This is a genomic window from Butyrivibrio sp. MB2005 (assembly GCF_000424285.1).
GTDB lineage: Bacteria > Bacillota > Clostridia > Lachnospirales > Lachnospiraceae > Butyrivibrio.
In genome coordinates, this window is the sequence record NZ_AUJP01000034.1 from 1 (window position 1) to 23,996 (window position 23,996).

At 42.2% G+C, this 23,996-nt stretch carries 17 protein-coding genes and 2 pseudogenes; 16 read left to right on the forward strand and 3 right to left on the reverse strand.

The features are described 5' to 3' along the window. On the forward strand, positions 1-429 hold a 429-nt coding region (locus G610_RS0114295; protein ID WP_026525337.1), incomplete at its 5' end, for an MFS transporter. 149 nt (positions 430-578) lie between these two features. Here the strand turns inward: G610_RS0114295 and G610_RS0114300 are convergent. Further along, complete coding sequence (locus tag G610_RS0114300; protein WP_013282475.1) at positions 579-1,163, reverse strand: TetR/AcrR family transcriptional regulator; 585 nt, start codon at positions 1,161-1,163, stop codon at positions 579-581. A gap of 164 nt (positions 1,164-1,327) precedes the next feature. Here G610_RS0114300 and G610_RS21075 point away from each other — a divergent pair, with 164 nt between their 5' ends. Then, positions 1,328-2,815 carry a radical SAM protein gene (locus G610_RS21075; protein WP_013282476.1) on the forward strand — a complete coding sequence of 496 codons (1,488 nt, stop codon included), beginning with the start codon at positions 1,328-1,330 and terminating at the stop codon, positions 2,813-2,815. Positions 2,816-2,898: 83 nt separating this feature from the next. After that, positions 2,899-3,027, forward strand: a pseudogene (locus tag G610_RS0114310) (4Fe-4S ferredoxin); the annotation flags it as partial. A gap of 136 nt (positions 3,028-3,163) precedes the next feature. On the opposite strand, the gene G610_RS0114315 reads toward G610_RS0114310, so the two are convergent. Then, positions 3,164-3,718: a TetR/AcrR family transcriptional regulator gene (locus tag G610_RS0114315; protein ID WP_024864884.1), complete on the reverse strand. Its 555-nt coding sequence runs from the start codon at positions 3,716-3,718 to the stop codon at positions 3,164-3,166. Between the two features lie 166 nt (positions 3,719-3,884). On the opposite strand from G610_RS0114315, the gene G610_RS0114320 reads away from it, so the two are divergent. Genes G610_RS0114320 through G610_RS0114330 form a run of 3 tightly spaced genes read left to right on the forward strand, consistent with a single transcriptional unit; the run spans position 3,885 to position 7,789 of the window. Then, positions 3,885-5,228: a glycosyl hydrolase 53 family protein gene (locus tag G610_RS0114320; protein WP_196804240.1), complete on the forward strand. Its 1,344-nt coding sequence runs from the start codon at positions 3,885-3,887 to the stop codon at positions 5,226-5,228. Positions 5,229-5,241: 13 nt separating this feature from the next. Continuing rightward, positions 5,242-6,255, forward strand: coding sequence for an NAD-dependent epimerase/dehydratase family protein (locus tag G610_RS0114325; RefSeq protein WP_024864886.1), 1,014 nt, complete (start codon positions 5,242-5,244; stop codon positions 6,253-6,255). A gap of 1 nt (position 6,256) precedes the next feature. Beyond that, complete coding sequence (locus G610_RS0114330; RefSeq protein ID WP_024864887.1) at positions 6,257-7,789, forward strand: NAD-dependent epimerase/dehydratase family protein; 1,533 nt, start codon at positions 6,257-6,259, stop codon at positions 7,787-7,789. On the opposite strand, the gene G610_RS21080 is transcribed toward G610_RS0114330, so the two are convergent. Next, positions 7,786-8,967, reverse strand: a complete 1,182-nt coding sequence (locus G610_RS21080; RefSeq protein ID WP_024864888.1) for a helix-turn-helix domain-containing protein — start codon at positions 8,965-8,967, stop codon at positions 7,786-7,788. The genes G610_RS0114330 and G610_RS21080 overlap by 4 nt on opposite strands. A 138-nt stretch (positions 8,968-9,105) precedes the next feature. On the opposite strand from G610_RS21080, the gene G610_RS0114340 reads away from it, so the two are divergent. The 10 genes and pseudogenes from G610_RS0114340 to G610_RS0114390 form a co-directional block, all read left to right on the forward strand. Further along, entirely contained in the window at positions 9,106-10,512 is a 1,407-nt protein-coding gene (locus tag G610_RS0114340) for an MFS transporter (RefSeq protein ID WP_024864889.1), read from the forward strand. Then, positions 10,509-13,100 carry a family 78 glycoside hydrolase catalytic domain gene (locus G610_RS0114345; RefSeq protein ID WP_049945245.1) on the forward strand — a complete coding sequence of 864 codons (2,592 nt, stop codon included), beginning with the start codon at positions 10,509-10,511 and terminating at the stop codon, positions 13,098-13,100. Before G610_RS0114340 ends, G610_RS0114345 begins: the two co-directional genes overlap by 4 nt. Before the next feature lie 30 nt (positions 13,101-13,130). Continuing rightward, positions 13,131-15,563, forward strand: a complete 2,433-nt coding sequence (locus G610_RS0114350; protein WP_024864891.1) for a beta-glucosidase — start codon at positions 13,131-13,133, stop codon at positions 15,561-15,563. Positions 15,564-15,585: 22 nt separating this feature from the next. Beyond that, positions 15,586-17,034 (forward strand): rhamnulokinase, encoded by a 1,449-nt coding sequence (gene rhaB, locus G610_RS0114355; RefSeq protein ID WP_026519492.1) that lies wholly within the window; start codon positions 15,586-15,588, stop codon positions 17,032-17,034. An 80-nt stretch (positions 17,035-17,114) separates the two neighbouring features. Next, the gene (locus tag G610_RS0114360; protein WP_024864893.1) at positions 17,115-18,377 is read left to right on the forward strand and encodes an L-rhamnose isomerase; all 1,263 of its coding nucleotides are present in this window, start codon (positions 17,115-17,117) and stop codon (positions 18,375-18,377) included. Between the two features lie 20 nt (positions 18,378-18,397). Further along, positions 18,398-19,222 carry a rhamnulose-1-phosphate aldolase gene (gene rhaD / locus G610_RS0114365; RefSeq protein ID WP_026519493.1) on the forward strand — a complete coding sequence of 275 codons (825 nt, stop codon included), beginning with the start codon at positions 18,398-18,400 and terminating at the stop codon, positions 19,220-19,222. 20 nt (positions 19,223-19,242) lie between these two features. Continuing rightward, a complete protein-coding gene (locus tag G610_RS0114370; RefSeq protein WP_024864895.1) occupies positions 19,243-19,713 on the forward strand; it encodes a methylglyoxal synthase in 471 nt (156 codons plus the stop codon). Positions 19,714-19,898: 185 nt separating this feature from the next. Further along, the gene (locus tag G610_RS0114375; protein ID WP_026670696.1) at positions 19,899-22,112 is read left to right on the forward strand and encodes an EAL domain-containing protein; all 2,214 of its coding nucleotides are present in this window, start codon (positions 19,899-19,901) and stop codon (positions 22,110-22,112) included. A gap of 127 nt (positions 22,113-22,239) precedes the next feature. After that, positions 22,240-23,325, forward strand: coding sequence for a tyrosine-type recombinase/integrase (locus tag G610_RS0114380; RefSeq protein ID WP_026525340.1), 1,086 nt, complete (start codon positions 22,240-22,242; stop codon positions 23,323-23,325). 365 nt (positions 23,326-23,690) lie between these two features. Beyond that, positions 23,691-23,996: pseudogene (locus G610_RS0114390) on the forward strand (RNA-guided endonuclease InsQ/TnpB family protein); the annotation flags it as partial.

Genomic DNA, 23,996 nt, shown 5'->3' on the forward strand with positions numbered 1-23,996 from the left:
CTGCTATATGCTGGGGCAATGGCTGTGGATGCCTTTGCTGCACTATTCTTTGGCTGGCTTTATGATAAGGTCGGGCTGAAGGCTCTGATCATTTCCACACTATGCAGCACATTCTTCTCATATTTTGTTTTTATGACTGGAAATGCCTGGTTGATCGGAGCTGGGATAATTCTGTGGGGGATTGGAATGGGTGCGCAGGAAAGTATTATGAAAGCAGCTGTCAGCGGAATCGTCCCGCGTTCCATGCGAAGCACCGGTTTCGGAATATTTGAGACAGGATTTGGTATTGCGTGGTTTCTGGGCAGTTGGCTTCTCGGTGCCCTGTATGATTTGAATCCTGTGTATCTTGTCACTGTGTCTGTGGTATCACAGTTTCTGGCGATTGCATTTTATGTTTTATGCCTCCGGTGCAATAAGACAGAGTGCTAACAATTCCAGTTTGCTGGAATGAGCATTATATCCGAATTTTATGTTCTATTGGTGCTAAGGGAATTCCGGGGTCAAGCTTCATATGCGCAAGAATTACTTCGTTTACGCCAGGAAGGATCATGTCTCATGTTAGAAGAGGTCCTTGTTAATTATGGCAGTCTGCTCAAAGCGTTATCAAAGATATTTACGCAGATATCAGCCATTTGTTTTTCGTCTTCCTGCATCCCATCCCTGAACCAGCTTATGAGTATTTGTAAAATGGCAGCTTCGGCAGCAAGTCTGAGATACTTCTTTTCTGGGTCAGCTGTAGGATAGAGCCGCTCTGAGACCGCTTTTTCAAGAAAGAGTTCATTCTGAAGAATTCCGGCTTGGTCAAACAGAGATATTATATCTTTATCGTTTTTGACAGCCCGAAAAATATCTTCGAACCACAGATGTGGGTTTTCGTGCAGTTCGGGCTTTTCGCTGATCTCCGCTATACGCTTTATTATTTCATCCCCAAGCTCATGCAGGATATCTTCTTTATCTGTATAGTTTCGATAGAACGCCGTCCTTGATACTCCTGCACGGCGTACTATCTCGCTGATGGTGATCTTCTCATAAGGGTGTTCGCTCATTAGATGCATAAGCGAAAGCTGCAGACACTCTCTTGTCAGCTGATTGGACTCCTTATTATTCATCCTCAGAACTTCTTTTTTTTGCATTTCTGTTAAAGATTCTTTTGAGCTTTTCATTTTTTCTCCCTCTCGACGTTACAAAAAATGCAAGAATGTAACATCGGTTCACTTAAACGAAATATTGTCATGTCCGATGGTAGAGCCATTGTTATTAATATGCTGTGGCGTTACACTTGTTACATCAGAATAATTGTAGCATCGTTTGGGGAGGCATAACAAGTATGGAATTAGCAAAAAACATTTCTCACAAAGTACAAAGACAGGCTTTTAGCATACTGATTGACAGGTTCCTTGCAAATCTCGATAAAACGGAGAACAGGACTGCTACTTATCTTAAGCTTGTTGACCAGGCAGAGAAATTCTGGGGTAAAGATGGAGCCAGAAAAGAAAGCCTTGATAAAGTAAGAGCGGCATTTAAAGATCCGGATAACAGATGGGTTAAGTTTTTGAATAAAGTAATAGATGAGACAGATCCGCATGTTGCAAAGATGATGATGCTCAATCTTGGCTATGAGGCATTTTTCAGAGGCACAAAAATGATCAGGGCAAACAGGGAAAAATACGGATGCAATATCCCATGGCTTATTCTTTTTGACCCTACAAGCGCCTGCAATATGCACTGTGCGGGATGCTGGTCAGGTACTTATGGACCTAAGCACAATCTGTCTTTTGAAGATATGGACAAAATCGTTACCCAGGGAAAAGAGCTGGGAGTATATCTTTACATGATGACAGGAGGAGAACCTCTTGTAAGGAAGAAAGATATCTTGAAACTGGCAGAAAAGCACAATGATGTTGAGTTCTCTATCTATACCAATTCAACACTTATTGATGAGGATTTCTGTAAAGAAGTTGTAAGGCTTGGAAATCTCACATTCCAGCTTTCTATCGAGGGAACTCCTGAGACTAATGACGCAAGACGTGGCCTTGGTCATTATGATGCAGTAATGAATGCCATGGATCTACTCAAAAAGTACGGAATAGTTTATGGAACTTCCATCTGCTATACAAGAAACAACATCGAGGCAGTGACTGATCCCAAGTTCATCGAGTTCATTGCTGAAAAAGGTGCTAGATTCGGATTTTTCTTCCACTACATGCCGGTTGGAAACAATGCTGTTCCTGAGCTTATGCCTACAGTAGAGCAGCGAAAGAAGATGGTGGATCAGATAAGGTTCCTTAGAAGCGTCAAATGTGACCTGGGATTCTTCCCTATGGACTTCCAGAATGATGGTGAAGCTGTCGGTGGCTGCATCGCAGGCGGAAGAAACTATTTCCACATCAATTCAAGTGGAGATGCTGAACCATGCGTATTTGTCCACTTCTCCAACACCAATATACATACACATTCAATACTTGAGATGCTTCAAAGTCCTCTTTTCATGGAATACCATAAGGGCCAGCCTTTCAATAAGAACCATTTAAGACCGTGCCCTATGCTTGAAAATCCGGCTCTTTTAAGGGATATGGTCGAAAGATCAGAAGCTCATGGTACAAATGAAGAATCCGAAGAAAGTGTTGAGCATCTGTGTGCAAAGTGTGATGATTACGCAAAAGAGTGGGCGCCTGTAGCTGACGATATCTGGGCCGGACAGAAACACTATAAGAAGGCATATGAGAATTATGCAAAAAAGGATGAAAAGCCTCTAAACATAGTTGCATTTAAGCACAAACCCAGACAGCATCACTTTAAACATAAGAGAGCTTAAATGCCTCGAATTTTATAGTATTGTTGTTTCATTTACCCTGTCGAATAAAGTTTTATACTTTTCTTTTTCTGATGCAAGGCAGGTTTACAATGATCGGATGTCCCAAACCGGATGAGGGAGATTACACTGAGAAACTGACAGAAGTTATCAGTAACAAGGACATAAGGGATGTTACTATTGCAAGGATGGAAATGCCATGCTGCGTCGGTCTATGGTGTTCCGATGACTCATATAGCGTCGGAACACTTTTTTTATGTTCTAATGGTGCTCCGTGAATCCCTGGAGCAAATTTCTGTAAGCGCGCCAATAATATATGTGGGAAATAACGGTTTACAGCTTCGTAAGAATTCATTTATGGCTTTGTGCAATATTATTACAGGAATGATATATGACTTCAGCCAGATCATGTGTATCTGCGTCAAAATTATTGTGTATCCAAATCTTTATTACGTTAAGACTTCCATACATAATAAAGGTGTATACGTATCGCGCAGTGGGAATCTCATCTATTTCGGGAGCTGATTCCTGAACATATTTCTGCACATTGGAAATAATGCTCTGCTGAAAGAGTTCGTTTTCCGGCTGGCAGAGGAGTACTCCAAAAGTGGTCCGATGCTCTTTTACATAATTTAAAAATGCTTCGATGGATTCCATGGTGTTCATGGGACTGTCAATTTTTCTGAGGTTTTCGAAGGTCTTTTCGAGGACCTCTTTTTCTATGTCCTCCAAAAGTTCAAACTGGTCCTGATAATGGAGGTAGAACGTTGATCTGCTCATATCTGAAAGGTCGCATATTTCCTTTATGGTGATCTTTGAGACGGGCTTATTCTGCATAAGCTCCAGTAATGATTCTTTTAAGATCTTCTTTGTGATTACGGTTCTTCGGTTGTTCTTGGTCGCCATTATCCATCTCCCAAATCTAAAAAAACTGTTAACTTCGTACACTTTTAAAAAATATGTATTGTTTACGACGTTTTAAAGAATATTGCAAGTTGTAAATAATACACGGTGTCCATATTATACATACAGTGACTTGTTATTGCAAATGGAGATTTTTTGGAGGTTGTAAATGAAGGAAAAAATGACAGGTTTTCTTGAAAGGTTAAAGAAAATGAAGACAGGCCATAAGGTAGGCCTTGCAATACTTCTGATAGTTATATGTGTTGTGCTTAAAGTTCTTACTGCTCAATTCTTATACACAGAAATCGGATACGCAGCGGCTGATAATAATGAGAATTTCAGAATGGCGCTATCGGTCAGCCCGTTTACAGCAAGGGCTTTTGACGAAGGATACACCTATGAGTATGAAGGCAGGCAGATAAGCTCCATAGAAGAACTGGAGCAGTTATATATAGATAAAGGCGCTACAGAAATGTATGTGCGCATAGCCACAAAGAGGCACATAACAGATGAGGATGTGACTGATGGAGAGGTTGATACCAATGCCAACGTTCATACTTTTGATCAGGCCATAGAGCTTTGCAAGCTGGCAGCCAAATTAAATATCCCTATTAATCCTGAGGTAATGTGTGCATACACCTACATGGATATGGAAAAGCAGCAGGCCCCAAAGTTTGATGAGTATCCCGAGCTTTTTGCTCTTCAAAATGGGAAGGACTGGTCTGAGCTTTCGCTAGATGAGATAAATATTCTGCTTAAAGCATATGGCAGGTTCCTGGCAAAAGAGATATTGAATACCGGATGCACAGTGGAGAACTGGAATCTTGGAAATGAAGCTAACTTTGGATTTGCAGGAGTCAGCCTTGGGCTTAAGACAGCTGTAAATGAAAAGCTTGCCGGAGTTCCGGATTTTATGAGATATCTACTCCCACTGTTTAATCCCGGATGGTTAGAGAAGAATATCTGGAGATACAATGCAAGCGAGTTTGCGGCTGTAAAAGAGGGAATCCTGGAAGCATACGAAGAACTCGGAATTGACTCCTCCAATGTTAAGTTTTCAACTCATATTGCAACTGTGGTTATGACTCCTAATTCCTGTGCAAAATATTTTAACTGCCTTGCAAAGAATGGATATTCCGTGGATGTTGCGGGGATCAGCTATTATCCTAGTGCTCCATCCATGTATGCAGATTCCACGATTCTGTTTAAAAAGACTGTTATGGCCATAAACAAAAAGTGCCATGTACCCGTGTTTATCGGAGAGTTTGCATATCCTTCAGGAGAGATGTCCGGGGCTTTTGCCGGATGGAACAAGGCTACAAAGGGATATGCAAATACTGAAGATGGACAGGCAGCCATTTATAAAGATGTCATCGATTGGGGTAAAACCCATGGCGTTGCAGGCATCCGTTACTGGGCTGCCGACTATGAAGACTGGGGAACAATGGGATTGTTTAATTTTGAGAATAAGCATGGCGTACCTAAGAAAAGCCTGCTTATGAATATTGATTAAAGGAGATAAGTCGATGAAAGTATTTATGATTGGTGGAACAGGACTGCTCGGAAGTGAAGCAGCCAAAGTGCTTATTGAGAGGGGACATGAAGTGACATCTGTTGCGTTACCTCCGCTTCCTCAGGGAGCTGTCTTGCCACCTGAAATGAAAATTGAATATGGCAACTATCTGGAGATGTCAGATGAAGAAATAAAGGGTTACATGGCCGGGTGTGATGGATTTGTTTTTGCAGCCGGAGTGGATGAGAGAGTTGAAGGCCCTGCTCCAATCTATGATCTTTTCAAAAAGTACAATATAGATCCACTTAAGAGACTTCTTGCTATTGCCAAGGAGTGCGGTGTTAAGCATATTGCAATCTGTGGATCATACTTTTCCTATTTTGCCAAGACAAGGCCTGAACTTGAATTAACAAAGTGGCATCCGTACATAAGAAGCAGAATTGACCAGGAAGAGATAGCGATGTCTTTTGCCGGTGACGGCTTTGATGTAGCAGTTCTGGAGCTTCCATATATTTTCGGAACTCAGCCCGGAAGAAAGCCTGTATGGGTATTCCTTGTAGAACAGATCAGGAGCATGAAGAAAGCTACGCTATATCCCAAGGGCGGAACCACAATGGTAACAGTTCATCAGGTTGGACAGGCTCTGGCAGGAGCTCTTGAATACAACAAGGGAGGACACTGTTACCCAATCGGTTATTACAATATGACATGGAAAGAGATGCTTGCTATCGTTCATAAGTACCTTGGATGCGAGGGAAGAAAGGTTATCACAATACCTAACTGGATGTACGCTATGGGCGGAAAAAAGCTGATGAAGGAGCAGGCAGCAAAGAATATCCAGGGCGGACTTCATATGGTGAAGTTTACGGATCTTCAGTGCAGCAATCTCTTTATTGATAAGAAACTTGGATGCGAGCCGCTTCATGTTGAAGAGGACGACATTGACAGGGCAATCGGAGACTCAATTAAGCTCTGTGTCGATGTACTTGATGGCAAGGCAAAAGTAGTAGGAATGAAAGGCGAATGATATGAGTGCGAATAAGTTACCGGTTGTTTTTATGACAGGTGCAGGTGGAGGAATGGGATTTGAGAGCTTTAAGCAGATGCTCCCTGACATAGGTAAAATCTATGACCTCATTATTTTGGTGAGGGACAGTGAAAAGAATCATAACCTGTTTGACAGTTATGAAGGCAGGGAAGGTCTGTCCATTCGTTATGGAGATCTTCTTAATAGGGATGATGTTTACGGATGTATTGCTGACAGCGACATGGTACTTCACATTGCAGCATTTGTGTCCCCTGCAGCAGACTATTATCCAAAAAAAGCAATGCAGAATAATTACGGTTCTGTTGTGAATATGATAGAAGCCATAAAGAAGAGCGGTAAAGAGGATAGCTATAAGTTTGTATATATCGGAACCGTGGCAGAAACCGGTGACAGAATGCCACCTATACACTGGGGAAGGGTCGGGGATCCGATAAAGCCAAGTATGTTTGATTACTACGCGGTTTCCAAAGTTGCGGCAGAGCGCTACGTTATCGATAGTGGCCTAAATTACTGGGTATCTCTAAGGCAGACAGGAATCATCGGACCGGCTATGGCCAAGATCCGTGATGCTATCCAGTTCCACAACTGCATTTTCAACGTGCTTGAGTATGCTTCTGACAGGGACAGCGGAAGAGCTATGAGAAATCTTGCAGCATTCGATGCCGATGGAACCCTGGATGAGAGTTTCTGGGGACACATCTACAATATTGGCGGCGGTGAGAGCTGCCGCGTGAGCACTTATGAAATGTACAAGGATATGTACGGTGTTCTGGGCTTTAAGAGCCTTGATCCGGTGATCGATCCAAAGATGTATGCCACAAGGAATTTCCATGGTCAGTATTATCTCGATTCCGACAAACTGGAGAAATACCTTCATTTCAGAAGTGATTCCATGCAGTACTTTTATGACGCATATCTAAAGGACCTTGGCCGCGCAGTTACCGCAGGTAAAGTGATAACAAAGCTTCCCGGTGGTCAGAAACTCATGGGAAGTATTATAAAGTCAACCTTCAAAAAAGACTTAAATTCAGAGCATGGGACAAAGCACTGGCTGGATGAAAACATGGAAGACCATATCGATGCATACTGGGGCAGCAAAAAGGCCTGGGAAAAGCTTCCCAAAAAGCTGAGCCAGATGGAAGAATTTACTGATTGGGATAAAGTTGTACACATAGACCATGGCTATGATGAATCCAAGCACGAATCAGAGCTTACTCTGGAGGATATGAAGAAAGCGGCGGAATTCAGAGGCGGCAGTTGTGATTCCAAAGAAATGAAGACCGGTGACTGGAAAACTCCCCTTGAGTTTACATGTCAGTTCGGACATCATTTTAAAGGCAGTCCACGCCTTATTCTTGAAGGTGGGCACTGGTGTGATGAGTGCGAAAGAAAATCCTGGAACTACGGAATGAGAGCCAAAAAGGATAAGTTTTTCGCGCAGGTATGGAATCCGCTTCATGAAGAAAGCGAGCTTCGTGAGTATCCCAAGATGGTCTCGGAACTGGATATTTAACTATTTCTGAACTCCTTTGGAGTCATTCCATATTTCTTTTTAAATACATTTTGAAAATAACTCTGTGTTGAGAAGCAAAGATACTCACTTATCTCGCTGATGCTTTTGTCAGTGAATTTAAGGAGGCTCTTTGCTTCTTCCAGTTTTCTGCGCATTATATAACTGCTTATGTTAAATCCCAGTTCTCTTTTAAATTTTCGTGAAAGAGTGCTTCGGTCTATCCCAAGGTATGCGGCAACATCTTCTACTGAAATATTCTGATTGACGTGGTTTGCTATGTACTGGATAGCCATATATATGTCCGTCTCCATTCCCTGAGGAATTTTGGATTCGGCTACACGCTTGGTAAAGTCCATAACTGCCGTGGCATTAAGAAGAGTAACTGAAGAAGCGTCTGACATACGTTCAGCCTCCTGAATATACATATCTGACAATTGGTAGGCTGTTTCGATGTCAAGTCCACCTGAGATGGAGTGCCTGGTTACCAGGGCCATTGAAGCGATGAATATGTTTTTTGCCTGACGAAGTGAATCTGGAGCAACTTTTCCTTCATTTATTCTGGGGATATTTCTGATCATGGCTTCAAGACCGGCAATATCACCGCGTTCCACGTAGCCATAGTATTCTTGTTCAAAGAAATATGTATCATGAAAGTTCTCAGTTTCTTTTCGCTCATACAGGGTGTTAGAATGGCTTTCTCCTACCTCCGCCTCCTTTTCTCTGTCAAAGAGGTTAAAAGTCTCATAAATGTCTACGTAGTTACCGGTGAGTTCTTTATTGATCATGGCAAGAATATTCAAGAACTGTATGATTGAAAACTCCGGCGTCTGAACAAAAAACTCTCTGATCTTGTCTTTGTTTTCAATAGAAACACCATATTTTAGGATGATAGCGTCTATGAATTCATCAGTCACAGCCATACTGCTAACGGGACCTACAACAACAGCTTCATTGCTAAGATCGCTTCCTACATAGCCAATATGAAGCCCTTCTTCAGTCTGGTAATGGTATAGGCTGGTTGTGGACTTGCCAAGTATTCCGCTGATAGCAGAAGCCAGTTCAGTTGGCATATCTATTACCGGGAAAGAAAGAAGGCATACACTATCTTTGTAGTAGTGGATTGGAACATAGGTGGCATTATAGATGTAGCTTAAAGCCTGAAAAAATGCATTTTCCATAGGAAACCTCAAATAGTCACAAAATTACAATATTGCGTCATACTATTACAATAATGATAAGCGGGCTCCTGATAGACTGTCAATAGAAAGAGAAATATGGCAAATAGCAAAAGCCGTGACAATAATCAGGAGGTTATTATGGGAAGAAAAAAAGAACTTGGCGTGGATTCAATGGGAATCCAGAAGACCATGAGGTTTGGAGATTTTTTGGGAGATGGAATTGGGCAGATACCGCTTAATGCACTAAGCTGTCTGGTAGGACAATTGACCTACTTCTATACAGAAAAGGTCGGACTGGCTGCAGCATCTGTTGCTACAATGCTGATCATAGCCAAGATACTTGACGCTTTTACAGATCTTATCATGGGTAAGATCATGGATTCAGTTCATTTTAAGGATGGTAAGGCAAGACCGTGGTTTAAGATAATGGCAATACCGGTTGCAGCGATCATGGTACTGCTTTTCACAGTTCCTGCAGGAGCTGCTTCGGGGCTTCAGGCGGGATATGTTCTTTTAACCAACATCCTTTGCACTGCTGTGGTTTATACTGCTGTTGCCATACCTTATGGTGCTATGATGGCCATGAGGACAAACAGTGTTGAAGAACGAGGCAAAATGGGTATCTTCCGTGCAGTATTCGGTTATGCCATCGGTATGATCATAGCGATCGGTCTTATACCTATTACAAATGCCTTGGGGGGAAATCAGGCAGCGTGGATAAAGGTGGCAGTCATTATGGCAGCTATCTCAGCGTTTAGCATGATCGTTCTTTACAGAAGCTCAAAGGAAAATGGTTCAGAAGAAAAGAAGTCAGTGGATGAGCTGGAGGAAGAGAAGATGTCTTTTGCCCAGGAGATAGGTCTTTTGTTTAAAAACAAGTACTGGGTTCTGATGCTCGTTGCAAATCTTTTTATGAACATTTCTTATGGACTGTCCAGCTCAGGCGGAGCATATTATGCAAAATATATCCTCGGAAATGACAACATTGTGGCACTTCTTGGTGCCGTTGGACTTATCCCGACTTTCCTTGGATTCATATTAGTTGGTCCGATGACAAAGAAATTCGGAATGGCAAAAACATGTCTTATCGGCTGTGTTATTGGAATAGTTGGCTGCATCGCCCGTGTATTTACTCCTTACAGCCTTGTTTCATGTCTTGTCGGAGGAAGCATGGCAACCTTTGCCAATATTCCGATCATGTGTCTTATGGGTGCAATGGTAAATAACTGTGTTGAGTACAATGACTGGAAGTTTGGAAAGAGAATGATCGGAATGAGTAACTCAGCAAGCTCTTTCGGATCAAAGATTGGTTCCGGAATCGGAGGATCACTTATTGGATGGATCCTTGGCGCATGTGGATTTATTTCCGGCGCAGCTGTTGCTGAGCAGCCAGCTGCAGTAAATGGCGGAATCTTTGCATTTTCAATCTATGTTCCACTGTTTTTGCTTGTTGTTATGGCAGTGATCTTTAGCCGTTACGACCTGGAGAAGATTTATGGCAAGATCATGAGTGAGCTTAATGAGAGAAATAAGGAAGGAAAATGATAATGAAAGCTGTCAGACTAAGGTGCGAATATTTAACTGATCCAATAGGAATAGATATAGTAAGACCCAGACTTTCATGGAACTGTGAAGGCGGCAATAAGCAGAGCGCATATCAGATCATTGCGAAAATGGAAGACGAAACCGTCTGGGATTCCGGGAAAGTGAACTCAGACCAGATGCACCTTGTGATCTGGGGCGGAGAAACACTTGGAAGTCGTGACAGGATTGAATGGACAGTAAAACTCTGGGACGAAAATGATATTGAGGGTGAAGAGAGTGATACTGCCTCTTTTGAGCTAGGTCTTTTAAATAACGATGACTGGAAGGCAAGATGGATCACCGGAAATTATAAGGTAAACAAGAAGAACAGATACCCTGTTGACTGCTTCAGAAAAAGATTCTGGACCGGGGAAAAGAAAGTTAAATCAGCAAGAGCATATATGACTGCCTGTGGGATATATGAAGGAAGTATCAACGGAGACAGAATAGGTGAGTTCTGTCTGGCACCCGGAATTACTGATTACCGCAAAAGAGTCCAGTATCAGACCGCTGATATTACAGATAAGATTATCCAGGGAAAGAATGAAGTCTTTTTCATGCTGGCTGACGGATGGTACAGGGGCTCGGTCGGTGCCTGGGGAATGAAGAATTATTATGGCAGCGAAACGAAGCTCCTTGCCCAGATTGAGATCACATATGAGGATGGAGAGGTTCAGGTAATCTGCACTGATGAATCTTTTGAGTGGACAAATGAAGGGCCAATCCGCTTTGCAGATAACAAGGATGGAGAAAACTACGATGCCAGAAGAGAAGATTTTGAGAAGGCAAAGTGGTGGACTGCTAAGGAAACATACCACAATGTGATACCAACAGCATCCAACAATTTTGCACTCAAAGAGCAGGAGAGGTTATCTGTTAAGAATGTGATCAGGACGCCTCAGGGGAAAACAATCTTTGACTTTGGCCAGAATATTGCAGGTTACGTGGAATTTGACGTTGTAGCTGATGAAGGGCAGCGTGTTTTCCTTCGCTTTGGAGAAAAGCTGGACGAGGCTGGAGAATTTACTCAGCACAATATTCAGTGTGTTAGAAAGAACCTCATCACACCACTTCAGCAGATAAAATACATATGTAAGGATGGACAGAACCACTATAAGACAAGATTCGCCATATTTGGCTTTCAGTATGTACTGGTGGAATCTGATGTTCATATTGATTTGGAGAACATGACTGCTATTGCGGTTTATTCTGATTTTGAAACGACCTTTAAGTTTGACAGTTCAAACAGGCTTCTGAACCAGTTTGTGCAGAATACACTCTGGTCGCTTAAGAACAATTCCGCAGATCTTCCGACGGACTGCCCGACAAGAGAACGTCATGGCTGGAGCGGAGATGCCCAGATATTTATTGGCACTGCAGGTTATATGGTAAACTACGCTCCTTTTGCCATGAAATATGAAACAGATCTCTGCGATTGGCAGACTAAAGACGGGTGCTTTCCTCAGATTGCACCGGAGGGTGGCACTGACTCATATATGCGTGGAATGAACGGATCATCGGGATGGTCAGATGCGGGAGTAATCATTCCTTATCGCCTTTGGAAACAGAACGGGGATATCAGGATCATTGAAAAATATTATGATTCAATGAAAAAGTACGCCGGATATGTTATGGAACGCGCGGGAAAAGAGAGTCTGTTAAATTCAGAGAAGCATTCAGTAAAAGGAAAAGAAAAAAAGTATATTTACAACAACGGCCAGCACTATGGCGAGTGGGCAGAACCTTCAGATGTCCATGCCATGAGTTTTAAGGATTTCATAAAGTCACAGCCGGAGGTTTCAACAGCTTACATGAGCTATGTCATGACTCTTATGGTTGAGATTGCCGGTGCCCTTGGAAAAACAGAAGACATAAATCTTTACAAAGAGTATGCGGAAGGTGCAAAACGTGCCTATCAAAAGCTCGTTGAGGATCCAAAGTACTCTCTCGACACGGACAGACAGGCAAAACTCGTAAGACCTTTGTACTTTGGTATGCTTAATGAAAAACAGACTGAATATGCGAAAAAGAGACTGATAAAGGCTCTGGAAAACTATAAATGGAGAGTAGGAACAGGCTTTTTATCAACACCTCTTTTACCATATGTTCTTCAAGATATTGATATCGAATATGCTTATAAGCTTCTGGAGAATGAGGAAAAGCCCGGATGGCTTTCAATGCCGAAATCCGGAGCGACAACAATATGGGAAGACTGGGATGGACCGGATTCGAATAATGGAAAAGGCGGCGGAATCGCATCTTTGAACCACTACTCCAAGGGTGCTGTATGTCAGTGGATATTTGAGGCGATGTGTGGAATCAGGGTGGTTGGAGAAAATCATTTTATCATTGCACCTCACCCCGGCGGACACTTTGATTTTGCAGAGTTTTCATATGACAGCGTATATGGAACAGTTTTCTGTAGATGGGATAAAAAAGATGATGGTGAGTACAGTTATCACATTGAAGTCCCGGCAAACACGGATGCAATGGTAATACTTCCGGGGAAAGAGGGATTGGAAGTAGGACCAGGTAAAGCAGATTTTTAATGAAACACTAACAATAACAGGAGAAGAGATATGCAAAAGTATGAAAAAGAACACCGCGCTTTAGTGCTTAAAAATGCAGCTGAGTGTACCGTTCTGTTAAAAAATGATGGAAAGTTTCCCATTGATAAACCATGTAAGCTTGCAGCTTATGGTGCCGGCATGAGATACACAGTCATGGGCGGAACAGGATCCGGTGAGGTTAATACAAGATTTGCATATACCATCGAGCAGGGGCTGGAAAAAGCGGGCTTTGAGATAACAACTAAAAAATGGCTGGATGAGTATGACCAGGTCAGAAAAGTTGCAAAGAATACCTTTTACAAAAACCTGAAAAAAGAAGCAAAAGAAAAGCATGAGAATGTGATCATGTATGCCATGGGAAAGGAAATGACAGAACCATGGCATAGCATCCACATTGATAAGACGGGTGATACAGCTATTTATGTTCTTTCCCGCAATTCCGGGGAGGGAAGCGACAGAGGGGTGGTAGAAGGAGATGTAAAGCTTGCTGCATCTGAAGTCAGAGACATTTTAGCACTTAACAAAATGTATGAGCGTTTCATGCTGGTGCTTAATGTAGGCGGAGCTGTCGATCTTTCTCCTGTAATGGAAGTTGGAAATATCCTTCTTTTATCTCAGCTTGGAACAGACTGCGGAAGAGCTCTTGCAGATATCCTCATTGGGAAGCAGAATCCTTCTGGAAAACTTACCACAACCTGGGCTTCTTATGAAGACTACTGTCACGAAGGCACTTTTGGCGACTGGAATGACACAGAGTACAGAGAGGGAATATATGTAGGGTACAGGTATTTTGACACTGCGTGCAAAAAGCCTTTATTCTCATTTGGGTATGGATTGTCTTACACCAGTTTTGAGCAGAAGGTGTTATCCGTAAGTGCATCTGGTGATTTTATAACCGTCAGCGTTAATGTGAAAAATGATGGAGACTATTCAGGAAAAGAGGTTGTTCAGGTATATGTCTCTTTGCCTGATGGAAAGCTTGATAAGGCATATCAGGAACTGGCAGGCTTTTCCAAGACATCTCTGCTGGAACCGGGATGCGAAGAACAGACAGACATTTCTTTCAGGCTCTCTGATCTATCATCCTATGATGAAGAGACCAGCGCATATATTCTTGAAAAGGGAGACTATATCATAAGGTGCGGAAACAGCTCGGACAACACAAATGTTGTTGCTGTGATAAATCTTGATGAAACCATATGTGTCACAAAAGCAAGGAATTGCCTTGGAGATCCAGGCTTTAAAGATCTTTTTATGGAAAGACATTCGAATGAGAGTATTCCGGAAGAAGTGCAGAAACTGACTATAAATTCTAATGACATAAATTGTACGGAACTAATATATGATGTCGAAGAAGACGTGGATGAAAGAGCTAAGTCATTAACGGATGAGGAGCTTGCTTATCTTGCGATAGGTAGTTTCAACGAAAAGCAGAAAGGACTAAGTATCATCGGTAATGCTGCAACCCATGTCGCAGGTGCTGCGGGTGAAACCACATCCAAGCTTACCGGAAAAGGAATTAAACCTCTTATTATGGCTGATGGTCCTGCAGGACTCAGACTTGCCAAAAAGTACTACGAGGATGAAAATGGAGCTCATGATGCCAGCGGTGCAGGAATGATCCCGGATAGTATGCTAGAAGTCATGAATCCTTTGGTTAAGTTCATAGCTTTAAAGGTAACAGGAGGAAAAAAGGCACCTAAAGGTGCAGTGATCAGAGAACACTATGCTACCAGAATCCCGATAGGAACAGCCATTGCCCAGAGCTTTAACACAGACCTTGCTTATAGCTTTGGGGATATGGTAGGAAGTGAAATGGAAGAGATGGGAATAAATCTCTGGCTTGCTCCTGCCCTGAATATTCACAGAAGCATACTATGCGGAAGAAATTTTGAATATTACTCTGAAGATCCATTGGTTTCCGGCCTCATTGCGGCGGCGGTGACCCAAGGTGTTCAGAAGCATAAAGGCTGTGGGACTACCATTAAACACTATGCTGCAAACAATGCAGAGACAAACCGTTATTGCAATAACAGCCATGTAAGTGAACGTGCCATGCGTGAGATATATCTCCGCGGATTTGAAATCTGCGTAAGAAAATCACAGCCCAAAGCTGTGATGACAAGCTACAACCTGCTTAACGGAACGCATACTTCTGAGCATAGAGGGCTGATACAGGATATTCTCAGATCAGAATTTGGGTTTAAAGGAATCGTCATGACTGACTGGGTTATGACTGTTATGGACAGCAAAAGATCCATTTACAGGAATGCGCTTTCAAATGAAGTGGCGGGCGCAGGTGGAGATCTGTTTATGCCTGGAGGAAAGAAGGATTATGAAAACGTGCTTTCTGCTATCAAGGAAGGTAAGCTCTCCAGGAGACAGATGGAAATCAACGCATCACGTGTTATCAGAATGGTAGATGAAATGCTTATTTCTTGACGCTTAGGAGTACTGTATCGATATGAATAAATATTTTCTTGCAATTGATATAGGCGCCTCCAGCGGGAGGCACATGATTGGCTGGTTAGAAGATGGGAAGATGATTCTCAGGGAGATCCACCGGTTTGATAACCATCAGCTTAAGAAAAATGGACATCTTGTGTGGGATTTGGATCATCTATGGAAGGGGATCATCGAAGGTCTTAAGGAATGCAAAAGACAGAATATGATACCCGAGACCGTGGGGATTGATACCTGGGGCGTGGATTATGTACTTCTTGATGAGAAGGGAGAGCTGATCGGCGATGCTGTGGCCTACAGGGACTTAAGGACTGAGGGCATGGACGATTTGATTTCTGCAATCATAAGCGAAAAAGAGCTCTATGAAAAGTGCGGAATACAGAAACAGTCCTTCAATACCATTTATCAACTGATGTCTCAAAAGGAGGATGATCCGGAAGTGCTTGAAAAAGCGGACGCACTTCTTATGATACCGGATTATTTTAACTACAGGCTTACAGGTGTAAGAAAACAGGAATACACCAATGCCACAACCACAGGCCTAGTAAATGCAGGGACAAAGACCTGGGATAAAGAGCTTATTTCTATGCTGGGACTACCTCAGAATCTTTTCGGGGAGCTGTCAATGCCTGGCACTGTCGTTGGCTCTTTTACAAAAGAGATACAGGACGAGGTCGGGTATTGCGCAACAGTCATTCTTCCTGCAACCCATGATACAGGCTCTGCTTTTCTTGCGGTTCCTTCAAGGGATGAGAATTCGATAATTCTATCCAGTGGAACCTGGAGCCTTTTGGGGATTGAGAACGAAGAGCCCATAACCACCGAGGCTGCAAGGCAGGAAAACCTTACCAATGAAGGCGGCGCCTGGTATAGATACAGATTCTTAAAGAACATCATGGGGCTCTGGATCATACAGTCCATAAGACGTGAGCTGAATGGTACAGAGTACGTTGAAGGAAGAAAGAGCGAATATGCTGATGGCAAAAAATACAGCTTTCCGGATCTGATAAGGCTGGCCAGGGGAAGTGAGAAATTTGTGGCTGATATTGATGTAAATGATGAGCTCTTTCTTTCGCCGGTAAGCATGATAAATGCAATTAAAGTGTACTGCAAGGCTAAGAACCAGCCGGTACCGGAGTCGGTTGGGGAGATAATGCAGACTGTCTACAGAGGTCTTTCTGCATGTTATGCAGATACTGTAAAGGAGATTGGTAAGATCACAGGAAAAGAAATCACATATGTGAATATCATAGGTGGAGGCTGTCAGGACACATATCTCAATGAACTTACTGCAAAAGCTACCGGACTTCCCGTATATGCAGGGCCAATTGAAGGTACAGCCATCGGAAATCTTGTGGTACAGATGATAAATGCGGGGTTATTTAAGGATTTGCAGGATGCAAGAAACTGCATTTACGAGAGCTTTGAAATTCAGAAATATGGGGCATGAAAGTCTGGGAATAAAAGCGAAATAAGATAATTAAACGATAAGGACGAGTTAATCCATACAAGATCAGGAGGAAATGAGAAATGAGCTACACAGAAGCAAAAGAAAAATATGCAGCAATTGGAATTGATACAGAAAAAGCAATCGAAAAGCTTAAAGAGGCAGAGATTGCCCTTCATTGCTGGCAGGGAGATGATGTCAGAGGCTTCGATACAGATCCGGATAAGCCTCTGACAGGAGGAATCCAGACCACCGGAAATTATCCCGGAAGAGCAAGAACTCCAGAGGAGCTTATGGCAGATATCGATGAGGTAATAAAGCTGATTCCGGGAAGAGCCAAGATGAACCTTCATGCCTGCTATGCAATTTTTGATGATGAAAACGGAGGCTGGGTAGACAGAGATAAACTTGAGCCCAAACACTTTAAGAAGTGGGTGGATTTCTGCAAGGAGAGGAATCTGGGTTGTGATTTCAATCCTACCTTTTTCTCTCATCCTAAATGTGACCCGCTTACCCTTTCTTCTCCAAACGAGGATACAAGAAAGTTCTGGATCGAGCATGGAAAGGCATGTATAAGAATTTCTCAGTACATCGCAGAAGAACTTGGCGAGACCTGTGTCATGAACATCTGGACAGGAGATGGCTTCAAGGACATTCCTGCAGACCGTAAGGGACCAAGGGACAGATATAAGGATTCTATCGAGCAGATTCTTTCCGAACCCTTTGATTTTAATAAGGTTAAGCCCTGCGTTGAGTCAAAGGTTTTCGGAATTGGAGTAGAGTCCTATACAGTAGGTAGTGCTGAGTTCACACTGTCTTTTGCAGCAACTCATTCTGACAAGTGCATTCCTCTTATGGACAACGGCCACTATCACCCTACAGAGGTTGTAAGTGACAAGATTCCTGCGCTCTTGTCTTTCTATCCAAACATTGCTCTTCACATCACAAGGCCGGTTCGTTGGGATTCAGACCACGTAGTTCTTTTTGATGATGAGACAAAGGAAATTGCAAAAGAGATTGTGCGCTGCGGCGGACTTGATGGCTCAGTATTTATGGCATTAGACTATTTTGATGCATCCATCAACAGGATAGGTGCCTGGGTAACTGGGTTTAGAAATACACAGAAAGCTCTTTTGAATGCTCTTCTTACACCTCATGAGGAGCTAAAAAAGCTGCAGGATGAATCGAACTTTACGAAGCTCATGATCATGCAGGAGGAGCTTAAGACCATGCCTTTCGGAGAGGTGTGGAATGAATACTGTGATAGATGTAAAGTTCCTCAGGATGGAAGTTGGTACCAGGAAATTGAGAGATATGAAATCGACGTTCTTTCGAAGAGGGTCTGATGATAGGAGATAAAAGGACAATGAGAGTTTTAGATGCTGAGTTTACAAAGGGATTTATCAGAATGGCAAATGACGGCTGGGAACAGGGCTGGCATGAGAGAAACGGCGGAAATCTGTCTTACAGAATGAAGCCGGAAGAGGTGGAGCTGGTAAAAGAGGAGTTTAAGGCCGGAGAGTGGAAGGAAATTGGAACATCAGTGCCTGACCTTGCCGGAGAGTTTCTTATGGTAACAGGCTCTGGCAAGTTCTTCAGAAATGTTATAATAAAGCCTGAGGACAGCTTCGGAATTATTGAGCTTGACGAAGAAGGTGAGAACTACCGCGTTATGTGGGGGCTGGTCAATGGCGGGAGACCAACTTCTGAGTTGCCTTCACACCTTATGAACCATGAGGTGAAAAAACGTGTGACAAACGGAAAATACAGAGTAATCTATCATGCACATACCACAAATACCATTGCGTTGACATTTGTGTTGCCACTTACAGATGAAGCTTTTACCAGAGAACTTTGGGAGATGGCGACTGAATGCCCTGTGGTATTCCCTGATGGAATAGGCGTAGTACCTTGGATGGTACCCGGGGGCAGAGAGATTGCTGTGGAAACCAGTAAGCTCATGGAAAAATATGATGTGGCTATCTGGGCTCATCATGGAATGTTTGCTGCCGGAGAAGATTTTGACCTTACCTTTGGACTTATGCATACAGTTGAAAAGTCTGCAGAAATCCTCGTAAAAACGCTATCTATGACTGGCGCTAAGAGACAGACGATAACACCAGACGATTTCAGGCATCTTGCTAAGGATTTTGCAGTTTCACTTCCGGAGAGGTTCCTTTTTGAAAAATAACGCAAAAAAGGAGAGCGGCTATGACAGATACAATTACACTTACTATCGGGAAACAGAAGAATATTGCACTTATCGCCCACGATGGGAAAAAGGCAGAGCTCATACAATGGTGCAAAGATAATGCGGAAACTCTTAAGAACCACTTTTTATGTGGAACAGGTACGACAGCCCGAATGATAACCGATGCAACGAACCTGCCTGTAAGAGGCTATAACTCTGGTCCTTTGGGTGGAGATCAGCAGATTGGTGCGAAGATAGTAGAGGGCAAGATAGATTTTGTCATTTTCTTCTCTGATCCGCTTACTGCTGCACCTCATGATCCTGACGTAAAGGCGCTAATGAGAATTGCGCAGGTTTATGATATCCCTTTTGCCAACAACAAAGCCACAGCGGATTTCCTCATTCACTCAACTTTCATGGATGAAGAGTACAATCACGATGTCATCAACTTTAAGCAGAATATAGCCAATAGAGCGGAAACGTTGTCATAATATGTTCTAATGGTGCTCCGTGAATCCCTGGTTCAAGTCCCGTATGCGCATAAGTTAGCAATGCCGGAATACTAGAAGTCGCCTTTATCGATTTGTTATTTATTATTTATCGTATTTTAACATAATAATGTTAGAATTAAGTGTGAGTATCTAAAGCAAAGAACAAACAATAAGGCGAGTGTATCATGAAATCAAAAAGGATCCATACTACTATCAGCATAGCCCTCCTTTTCCTGGTAATCTATCAGGGAGTCTTTTTGACGCCTGTTTATGCCTCGTCTGATTCTCCTGCTACAGAATTTACAGTCGGTGTGCCTGTAGACAGATGTCCTATGTTTTACATTGATAAAGACAACGGCAAGATTGCAGGAATCGGCGTTGATCTTATGGAATCCGCTGCCAAAGAAGCTGGTTTCAATGTCGCATTCAAAGCTATAAGTGAATCAAATCTTAAGGAAGCCCTTGATAGTACTGAGTACGATCTTGTTATGCCCTTTGGAAGTGCTGTTTCAAGTGCATCTGGTCAAGCGACCATCGTATCGGACAATCTCATCCAGACCCCATTTACCCTTGTGACTACAGATAAGCACTCTATTTCTGACATAAATACCATCAGAGTAGGCATGCTAAAATCACAGGGCGGAGTAGCAGAAACTGTAAAGCAGTTATACCCTGGAATAACGATAAACCTTTACAATTCCATGGCTGATTGCATTAAAGCGCTTAGAAATGAAGAGGTAGATGCACTTTTACATAACTCATATGCGTGGAGCTATGTGCTTCAAAAGCCATCCTATAATGATTTTAAAGTACAGCCTTCTGCCATGTTTTCAATGGATTTTCGTGCCGGAACTCTTGAAACCCCAGAGGGAAAAAAACGAATTGAACTTCTGAACGAAGGAATTGCAGCTATTCCTGAAACCAAAAAACAGGCTATAGTCCTTGATTACACTACCAGAGATCTTTATGTATATACTTTTGAAGACTATCTCTACCAATATAAGTACTTCCTTATTATTGGGACTATCCTTTTTGCTGCTCTTGTTATAATGCTTGTCCTAAGACAGAAAGCATATTTTGAAGAGCAGAAGGAAAAGATGCGGATAATGGAGGATATCGATCCTCTCACTGGTGTGCTCAGCCACAATGGATTCCGTAAAAAAGTTGAGGAACTACTCACTAACAACCCTGATACACCGTATACGATATCCTATAACAACATAAAAGACTTTAAGTTCATCAACGACAGCTTTGGCTGGAAGGCCGGAGATGAGCTGTTAAAATTTTGGACTGAGAGAAGCCTTGAAGTACTTACCGATAAAGAAGCTATAGGAAGGTATGATGGAGATCATTTTGTTATCCTTCGATGTATTGGCGGCAATGAACAGATTCTTCAGGATGAAAAATATATTTTGACTCCTGTTCGCAATTATTTTAGCGATCGTGGAAAAGACTTTGTTGTAAGGCTCTGTTCTGGTATTTATGTTCTTATGCCTGATGACTATAAAGACATAAACGTGGATAAGATGCTTGATTATGCCCGCCTTGCAGAAAGAAAAGTCAGAGAATCCAAGAAAGAAGGATTTGAGTTTTATAACCCAAAGCAGTGGGACATGGGAAGGAAAAGTGCCGGTATCGCAAGTCGCCTTCCTGCAGCTATTGAGTCTGGGGAAATACAAGTATGGTATCAGCCACAGGTCAACTATAAGACTGGGATGATAACTGGTGCAGAGGCTCTTTGCCGCTGGAAAAGCAAGAAGGATGGAAACATTTCTCCGGGAGAATTTATTCCGGTTTTGGAAGATGCTGGGCTTATCTATGATCTTGACTGTCACGTTTGGGACACTGTGTGTAAGGATTTGAAGCGATGGAATGATCAGGGCAGACAACTGTGTGTATCAGTAAACCTATCAAGACTTGATATAGTAAAGAACCCTGATGTAGCCGACCACTTTAATACATTAAAAGAGTTCTATAACCTATTGCCTGGTCAACTTCGTATTGAGATAACGGAAAGCGCATATGTCGAAAACTCCGATACCATCATCAAAACAACAACCAAACTTCGTGAAGCAGGCTTTGAAGTTGAAATGGACGACTTTGGAAGTGGTTACTCATCACTGAATATGTTAAAAGAAGTTATCCTTGATCGCATAAAGCTTGATCTTCGATTTATTACCGGTTCAGGTGACCAAAAGATGGGTCGGACAATACTTAGCTACATGGTCCAGATGATCCATGCTATTGGAACTTCTATTATCGCAGAAGGTGTTGAGACACTGGAACAGGCTGATTTCCTCGGAAGTCTTGGATGTGAGGAAATGCAGGGATATTATTTCTACAAGCCTATGCCGGTAGATGAGTTTGAAGAATTAACGGCATATCCAACAAAGAAATAAAGCCAATAAAGAACGATGTCAGACAGGGGGTTCACTTCCCGCTGGAACGCGCTGCTAACGCAAATATCATTGCACAAAATTCCTCTTTTGTGTTACGATTATTTTAGAAAAGCGGAGGAGTTAAGTCATGGGTGAAAATTCAGAATATTACAATTCATTGAGGCAGAAACGCCGTAAAGATACTGAAAGCATTAAAAACATTCTTCCTCAGCATACACATGGATTTGTTGAGGAATGTCTTCTCAAATATCAGGAAAGCACCGCTTTAAATTATGCGCAGGATATTCTATTTTTCTACGGATTTCTCAAGGAAAAGAATCCCCTGTGCAAGAATCTTGAAATCAAAGATATCCCCTTTGAAGTTGTCGAAAATCTTGGTCCTCAGGACATCAATGAATTCCAAAATTATGTTGCATCAGGCCACAAACCGGATAAAAAAGGCAATGTAAAGCCTGCTAAAGAACGTGCAATTGCAAGAAAAATGGCGGCTGTACGGAATTACTATAAATATCTGATCAAATATGACTATCTTAAGATTGATCCCACAGTGAAAGCTGCTGTAAAGAAGAAAGAAAAGGTAAAGAAAGATATCCGAAGGCTGTATCCTGACCAGGTTCAGCTTCTAATGGATTCTGTTGCAGCTGTGAATTCTGCTAGTTACCATTCCAAAGTCATGTCTGAACCTACTGCAAAAAGAGATCTGGCAATTGTAACTCTTCTGTTAAATACTGGAATCCGCGTCTCGGAATGTGCAGGGCTTGATCTTTCAGATATAAATTTTGATGAAAATACAATTACTATCGTCAGAAAAGGCGGCGATGAAGATCATCTCTACATAAACGAGATTATCCGGAATACGCTGAGGGATTATATCAATCATGAACGCCCTTCCCTACTCAATGATTCTGAAGAACCTGCTCTCTTCATATCTCTTCAGCATAAGCGTTTATCGATAAGAAGCATCCAATATATGATTTCAAAATATGGAAAAAACACAGGACTTACTCAAAAACTCACCCCTCATAAGCTCCGTAGAACGTATGGTACAGCGCTTTATAACAGAACAAGTGATATTTATATGGTTGCTGATGTTCTGGGACATAAAGACGTAAATACGACTGTTAAACACTATGCTGCTATAGAAGAAGAACATAAAAGACAGGCATCCCAGGTAGACGTCTATGGAACTGATGATATCCAGGATAATGATTAAATTGCACACACTACAGTGCCCGGTTTTTTACAATTTTAGCTTTAATCCATTCGGCTTTTTACAGATTTTTCTTTAAAAAGTACGGCTTTTTACATTTTCAAGCTTTATTTTTTTAAGTTAAAAAGTGTAAAAAGCCGTATTTTTGACTTTTTACACTCCTATCTTTAAACATATTACAAGTTTAGTTTAAACCGACATCATCAGTGCGCTGTTCTTCTATGTATTTTGTAACAAAAATAACGTGGTATGTAAGCAGGTAGACTGAGTGCCTGTTCCTCTTGTAACTGTCCATGAAACCTCCAAATCTAACGCAAACAAATGTTTGCATATTTACTATAAATATGCTATAATACAGAGTATAAGGCTTGGCGAAGGGAATTACAACCGTGTACAGAACAAGGCAGTTCAGAATCAGTAAAAACAACAGACTATATGGTTACTGCAGCGATATCTGCAGAGCCTGCGCCATTCTGTACAACAGGGCTAATTTCATAATCCGTCAGTATTCTTCAGCCGTGGAAGCCATGGCATCCTACAGACCCCTGTATCCCAATCAGATGCAGGTATTCAGGCTTGTGAATGACACCCTCGATGGTACAAAATATCAGGTAAAAGGTTCCTGGCTTTCTTACAATGCCCTCGACTATCTTTTAAAGACCACAAAAGATAAG